Below are 6,890 nucleotides of genomic sequence, written 5' to 3'. Positions count from 1 at the left end.
ATGATATAAATACAAGCTTTTTAATTAGCTTAAACGATAGTGAACCATTTTTAAATATAAACATAGATGCTAATAAAGCTGATTTAGCCTTATTTAATTACAGCGATGGTTACCAAAACAAAAACTCTTCTTGGTCTAAAGAGTTAATTTTATTTCCTAATTTTGAAAATATGGACTTTAATTTAACTTCTAAATTTAAACATTTAAAATATCACGAGTTAGCAGTTAAAGACACCATATTTAATTTGTCTGTTAAAAATAATATTTTAAAGCTAGAGGAAGTATCTGGTAAAATTGATGAGGGTTCATTTAAGATAGATGGTAATTTTATTATGGATGGTTTGCCTCAGCTTATCTTAACATATAATTTTGAAAGATTTAACATTGGTAACTTCTTAGCATTTTTCTTCAATATAGACAATATTAATGCTTTATCTAATGTTGCAGGAAACTTACAAACATATGGAAATACTCCTCACATAATGATTAAGCAAATCAAGTCTAAAAACAAATATTATGTTGCTAATTTAACTGTTGATAAGTTAGCTATACCAAAAATAATTCAAGACGTTGCAGATATGAGTGTTGACCCAAAGAGTAAGTTTAATCAACCACTTTCAGAGGAGATTAGATTAGGTAGCACCAATTTTAACTCAACTAATGGTGAGTTAAATATAGTAAATGGAATTGTTCTGATAAATAATATTAAATTATCGATGCCAGGTTTAGAAGCGGCTACAGCAGGAAAAATTGATTTAGTTAATAAATTAATTAAAATTAACTCAATAATTAAATTTGTTGCGCAATATCAGTCAAGAAAAGGTATAGAAAAAACAGCTTTGACTCTAACGCATAGTTTGGAAGGTGATTTTGATAAAGTAACAGGTAAATATGATCTTTTTCAAATTAATTCATTTATAAATAATTTAAAATCTCTTTACATGAAGGTCTATAATAGGTTAGATAAGTAGTAATTAAATTAACTAATTTGCAATGTCAGACTTATTTGATGATATCAGGAGTGACCTGATTAAAACAAAATATCAAAATATCCTAAAAAACTATGGGAAATATTTTTTTTCTTCAATTATAATAATCATAATTCTGTTGTTATTTTTTTTAATAAAGCATGATCATGAAAAGAAAAATCAGATAGTTTCAACTACCAGTTTATTTAATCTAGATAAGTATTTAGACAGTTTAAATGATGAGAAATTTTTAAACTTAGCAGAACTATTTAACAATAATTCTAAGAAGCACCATAAAGATTTGGCAAAATTAAAACTTGCGGAATTTTATTTAAAAAAACAGGAAATATCAAAATCATATGACATATTTTATGCAATATTCAAAGAGCAAAATATAGCTAAGGCAACTAAAGATTATGCAGAGCTAATGTTAAACTATATAATTTATAACTACCCATCCAGCGATAAGCATGATCTAGAAATAGTTAATAATATAAATTTAGGCAATATTTTCTATTATCAAATATTAGAAATTAGAGCGTTAGGTTTTATAGAACAAAAAAAAATAACAGAAGCAAAAAACGAGCTAAATAAAATTACTACGGCAAGTGATGCAAGTGAGACTAGTAAGAATTTTGCACTAAATTTATTAAGGTTATTAAAAGATAGTGACTTATAATAATTTTTTAAAATCTATAATAGTAATTCTGTCCTTTACTATCTTTTCATGCTCCAAAAAAACAAGTGATTTAAGTAAGGCACATAATGTTTTAATAAATTCTGGTGATGTTTTAGCAATAGATAATATTTTGGCGGATAAATTTTTCTTACCAAACTTAGAGAGCGATCAGTTTAATAACTCTTTGCTTTCAGGTAACATTGGTAATATTTTTTATCAGAAGGATAAGAAAGATAAATATAGAAAAAAGTCTATTAAATTGAGTAGGGCAAAGAGCAAATTGCCTTTTTTTGTTGAAATTGAGATCATAAACAATATCATTTATTATTATGATTTTAAGTCTAATTTAATAGCTTATGATCTAGAAAAGAAGCTACCTTTATGGAAGTTAACTTTAGAAGATAAGCATGAAGAATACAACTTGCTTAAAGGTGGTGTAACATATTACAAAGGAAAATTATTTGTAACTATTGGCAGTAATTTCTTATATGTAATTGACGCAAAGCAAGGAGATTTGTTATGGAAAAAGAATTTAGGTTTTATTTCAAGGTCAAAGCCATTTATATCTGATGACATAGTTTATGTTAACACTATAAGTAATAAAATTTTAGCTTACAATATAGCAAATAAGAATCGAATTTGGATTCAAGAGTTTTTAAGTAAGGATTCCTCTCAATATGGTTCTGCATCATTTGTCGAAAAGAATGGTATATTAGTTACAGGAAATAGTAATGGAGACTTGATTTTATTGGATAAAATTGAAGGCAAAGTTCTATGGCAAGATAATCTGGGTGATATTAACCCAGAGTCAGAAAGTTACGATTTTAGTGATATTAACACTACGCCAGTTTTATATGAAGATGACATATTTGCAATATCAAGTAGTGGGTACCTGGCTTCCTATAAGTTATTATCTGGTATAAAAAACTGGGATATAAAAATTTCTTCAGTTAATAACAGGCCATGGATAACCAAGGATTTATCATTTGTAATAGATAAGAATTACAATTTAATTGCTATTTCAACTAAATCAGGAAAGGTAAAATGGGTAGAGAAATTAAAGCCTTATATTAAGGATAAAGATAATAGTTTCTTTTATGGCCCAATTATTGCTGGTAATAAGTTGTTTGTTACTAGTAATAAAGGTAGGATTTTAACTTTTAATTTTAATAATGGAGAGTTAATAAATAAAATAAAAATACCTAAGAACATCAATCATCAGGCTGTGATAATTAATAACAAAATTTATTTGTCTGATAATAAAGGAAAAATATATATAATAGAGTAATTATGTTCACTGTATCTATAGTTGGTAGGCCTAATGTGGGTAAGTCAACAATCTTTAATAGCTTAGTTGGCAAGAAATCTGCTATCGTATATGACATGCCAGGTGTAACTAGGGATAGAAAAGAAGCTATAGCTAAAATCTCAGATTTGCGCTTTAAATTAATAGATACCGCAGGGTTTGAGGGGTATAAAGGTAATGTCTTAGAGAAAGATATAGCAAAACAAATTGATTTGGCGGTTGAAGCTGCTGATTTGTTATTGTTAGTTTTTGATGCTAAAGATGGTTTGGTTACATTAGATCATGAGTTTATATCATATTTAAGAAAAAAATCTAAGGATTTAGTTTTAATAGTAAATAAATCAGAAATTAGAAAGAAGAATATTACTAATAATGACATTTACCGAACAGGTTTCGATGAGGTTATATATTTATCGGCTGAGCATCGTATAGGTTACGATGAATTATATGCACAATTATCAGCTCATTATTTCAAATATCAAAAGATTTATGCTGATTTGCTGAAGGAGGATACGAAGGACAAAGCAATTAAAATTACTATAATTGGCAAGCCTAATGTTGGTAAGTCAACTTTAATAAATAGTTTCCTAGACGAAGATAGATTAATTACTTGTGATGAAAGTGGCACCACAAGAGATTCTATAGAAATATCATGGCATTACAAAAAGCAAAAAATTACTTTAATTGACACAGCTGGTATTAGAAAAAGAACAAGAGTAAAAGAGAAGATAGAAAAATTAAGTTATGAAGATTCATTAAAGGCGGTACGCTTTTCGGAGGTATGTGTTTTATTATTTGATGCAACTCAAAATAAGTTAGAAAGGCAAGATGTGAATATAGCTTCACATGTTATAGATGAGGGTAGGGCATTAATTATTGTTTTAAATAAAATAGACCTACTAAGTAAAGAGGATTTGATAAAGACAAAAGAGGAAATTCAGTATCAGATAGGTAAATATGTACCGCAAAATAAGGAGCTGAAAATTTTAACTATTTCAGCAAAGCAAAAAATTAATATATTTAGTGTTATAGAAGATGTTTTGCAAGTATATAAAAACTGGAATTTACGTATTGCAACTAACACATTAAATAGGTGGTTAAAATATGTTATTAATGAACATAGGCCACCTTTATATCGTGGAAAAGAGTTAAGATTAAAGTATATTACGCAAATAAAATCTAGACCACCAACTTTTGTAGTTACGGCAAATTATCCAGATAAAATTTCAGATTCATATATTAGATATCTTAAAAAATCATTAGTAGAGTCTTTTAATTTTTCTGGTGTTAATCCAAGATTGATATTTAAAAAAACCTCTAACCCATATATTGATAAAAAACCATTAAGAACTGAAAAAAAGTAAGAAAATATTTTTGAAGATATAGTTACTTGACTATTTTATAAATTAGCTCTATAAAAATTTCGATGGGGATATAGCTCAGTTGGTAGAGCATCTGCTTTGCAAGCAGGAGGTCAGCGGTTCGAATCCGCTTATCTCCACCATCTATTTAATTTTAAGTTATCATTAAAAATGTTGTTTTTTTTGGTCAAGCTTATAAGTTAAAAATAAAACCATATGAAAAGCTCATATCAAAATTTAAACCCTAAAGCATTTACTTTATTAGAGCTTTCCATAACTATTATCACTATAGCTATATTACTTTCTGCGATTCTTTCAGCTAGATCTTTAAAATCTAATCTGGAACAGAAAGCATTTTACACAGAGATAGTGCAAATTAGAGAAAAGATTAATAATTTTAAGTTAATTTATGATTATTTACCGGGTGATTTTCCAAATGCTGGTAAATTATTTAATTCAACTTTACCAACATGTACAGATGAATTGATTGATTCTGGTTATGGAACTTCAGACAGATCTGGTTGTAATGGAGATGGTGACAATAATTGGGATATAAGTCTTATTTCATGTTGTTATGGTGAGGGTTATATGGTGTGGTTGCACTTGCAATTAGCTGGTTTACTTGGGTCTCCACATGACGGTGATGAATATTATTTTGGTTATAAACACATAGATGAGCCATATAGTGATGGAAATAACTTATACAGATCTAAAATTTACCATGCTTTATTTTTACCCTCAGAATCATGGTATAGTTATAGTAGTCATGCAAGCACTAGATATCCACGCATGAAAATATTTTATGGTACAGTTTCTTTGCATGAAGCAGATGCAGAATTTGGTTTGTTTACCCCCTCACAACTATATAAAATAGATTTAAAATTTGATGATGGACATCCATTATTGGGGGATATAAATGCAAGAAAGGGTTGGTACACAGTCTCAACATCATATTTGTGTATGACTGGAGATGATTTATATACTAAAGTTTATGATACTTCGCATAATGAAAAAACTTGTGATATGTTTTATGTTTTTAAAGATTAAGAATTATGGATAACCTAAAAAAAACTAAACTACCAATATCAGTATTCATAATTACTAAGAATGAAGAGGAAAGATTGGTTGCTGCACTTGAGAGTGTAAAAGATTTGGCAGATGAAATTATAATTGTTGATTCAGGTAGCACAGACCATACATTAGAGCTTGCAAAAAAATATACTAAAAAAATAAAATATAAAAAATGGGAAGGTTTTGGTCAGCAAAAAAGCTATGCAGAATCATTATGTAAAAATGATTGGATTTTAAATATTGATGCAGATGAGATAGTAAGTAAAGAATTAGCAGTTGAAATAAGGAAGTTATTTAAAAATTATCAACATGAGCAACATGATGGTTTTTGGCTTAAAATAGTAGAAATACCACATTTTGTGAATAACCCTAAATTTTATGGGCGTAAAAAATATTACTTAAGATTATATAATAAAAATTTTTGCGCATATAGGGTAAGTGAAGTTCATGACTCTGTGATTACAGAGAGTCAGAACTTAGCTTATTTAGATAGTTATTTAATTCACAAATCATTCAGATCTTATAGACACCAGATAGATAAGTTAAATTTTTACAGTGATTTTCAGGCAGTAAATAGTTTTAAATTAGGTAAGAAACCTAACTGTTTTAAAATTATTTTTATATTATTTTTTGCTTTCACTAAGCATTATTTTATCAGAAGATATTTCTTATATGGTATCGAGGGTTATATTGAGAGTTGTTTTTATGCTTTTTCACGCCTAACAAAATATGCTAAAATTATTGAATTAGAGAGAAAATCTAAGCTCAAATAATTTTAGCCATAGATTATATAGTAATATCTGCTTTTTCTTTATTTTTAGCTTTTTTGGGAAAACTTTTTTCTTTATCCTTTCTTCCACTTGCTATTAACTCTTCTATTATAGATGTTCTAATTGCTAAGTTTTGTTTAGTAGTTTTACCTTCTGTTAAAGTTGTATTTTGCTCTGCAATTTTCTTTAATTCTGTAAAGTCTATTTTACTTAATAGTTCAAAATTTCCTTTTGCATCTATTTGCTTAAGAGCTGTTGTTATTAGTTGAAGATTAATAAATTGATCAGGTACATATTTAAGTGCAATTGGATCATTTTCTACGGCCATAGAGCAGAGCTTAGGAGTTTTTAATTCATCTGGTGTAAAGTTCAATAATGTACCATATTTAGCAACCAATTCACTATAACTATCTTCATTAATATGCTTTTTAGGTACATATAATATTGCGGTTGGATCTTGTTTTATTGCTAATGCGCATAATTCTGCTGATTTTTGTTCTTCGGCAATATATCTTAAAGATTGTCCATTTTGCTCAATTGCTATCTTAAATAAGGAGTTTTTTTCTATAAGCGACAGTTTTCTTAAATCTTCTGTCATGTAAGCGAGGGCATTTCCTTTACTTTTTAATGCCATTACCATGTAATTATATGTTTTAAATTTTGTTGGAATTTCACGATATATTTCACCATTCTTACATAGGGCGCATTCTATTATAATAGGCTTTTGCTTTGTTT

General features: G+C 27.9%; 7 protein-coding genes and 1 tRNA gene. 7 read left to right on the top strand and 1 reads right to left on the bottom strand.

The window, feature by feature from the left end; translation table 11 throughout:
- The 7 genes from HOH73_00705 to HOH73_00675 all read left to right on the top strand — a co-directional run.
- Nucleotides 1–971 (top strand): AsmA family protein (locus HOH73_00705; GenBank protein ID MBT5827391.1); only part of this gene is annotated, 971 nt, incomplete at its 5' end.
- A 22-nt stretch (nucleotides 972–993) separates the two neighbouring features.
- Nucleotides 994–1,647 (top strand): hypothetical protein, encoded by a 654-nt coding sequence (locus HOH73_00700; GenBank protein ID MBT5827390.1) that lies wholly within the window; start codon nucleotides 994–996, stop codon nucleotides 1,645–1,647.
- The gene (locus HOH73_00695) at nucleotides 1,637–2,935 is read left to right on the top strand and encodes a PQQ-like beta-propeller repeat protein (GenBank protein ID MBT5827389.1); all 1,299 of its coding nucleotides are present in this window, start codon (nucleotides 1,637–1,639) and stop codon (nucleotides 2,933–2,935) included. Before HOH73_00700 ends, HOH73_00695 begins: the two co-directional genes overlap by 11 nt.
- A gap of 2 nt (nucleotides 2,936–2,937) precedes the next feature.
- On the top strand, nucleotides 2,938–4,317 hold the full coding sequence (gene der / locus HOH73_00690) for a ribosome biogenesis GTPase Der (GenBank protein MBT5827388.1): 1,380 nt from the start codon (nucleotides 2,938–2,940) through the stop codon (nucleotides 4,315–4,317).
- A 64-nt stretch (nucleotides 4,318–4,381) separates the two neighbouring features.
- A tRNA-Ala gene (locus HOH73_00685) sits at nucleotides 4,382–4,457 on the top strand.
- Nucleotides 4,458–4,530: 73 nt separating this feature from the next.
- Entirely contained in the window at nucleotides 4,531–5,361 is an 831-nt protein-coding gene (locus tag HOH73_00680) for a hypothetical protein (GenBank protein MBT5827387.1), read from the top strand.
- Nucleotides 5,362–5,366: 5 nt separating this feature from the next.
- The gene (locus HOH73_00675; GenBank protein MBT5827386.1) at nucleotides 5,367–6,158 is read left to right on the top strand and encodes a glycosyltransferase family 2 protein; all 792 of its coding nucleotides are present in this window, start codon (nucleotides 5,367–5,369) and stop codon (nucleotides 6,156–6,158) included.
- Nucleotides 6,159–6,171: 13 nt separating this feature from the next.
- Here HOH73_00675 and HOH73_00670 read toward each other — a convergent pair.
- Nucleotides 6,172–6,890 (bottom strand): hypothetical protein (locus HOH73_00670; protein ID MBT5827385.1); only part of this gene is annotated, 719 nt, incomplete at its 5' end.

It is taken from the genome of Alphaproteobacteria bacterium (genome assembly GCA_018667735.1).
Classification (GTDB): domain Bacteria; phylum Pseudomonadota; class Alphaproteobacteria; order Rickettsiales; family JABIRX01; genus JABIRX01.
The sequence above is the reverse complement of the archived record's forward strand: the minus strand, read 5'-3'. Positions and strand labels throughout refer to the sequence as shown.

Coding starts and splice junctions, on each gene's coding strand:
- HOH73_00700 (MBT5827390.1), top strand. CDS start 994: ATGTCAGACTTATTTGATGATATCAGGAGTGACCTGATTAAAACAAAA.
- der (MBT5827388.1), top strand. CDS start 2,938: ATGTTCACTGTATCTATAGTTGGTAGGCCTAATGTGGGTAAGTCAACA.
- HOH73_00680 (MBT5827387.1), top strand. CDS start 4,531: ATGAAAAGCTCATATCAAAATTTAAACCCTAAAGCATTTACTTTATTA.
- HOH73_00675 (MBT5827386.1), top strand. CDS start 5,367: ATGGATAACCTAAAAAAAACTAAACTACCAATATCAGTATTCATAATT.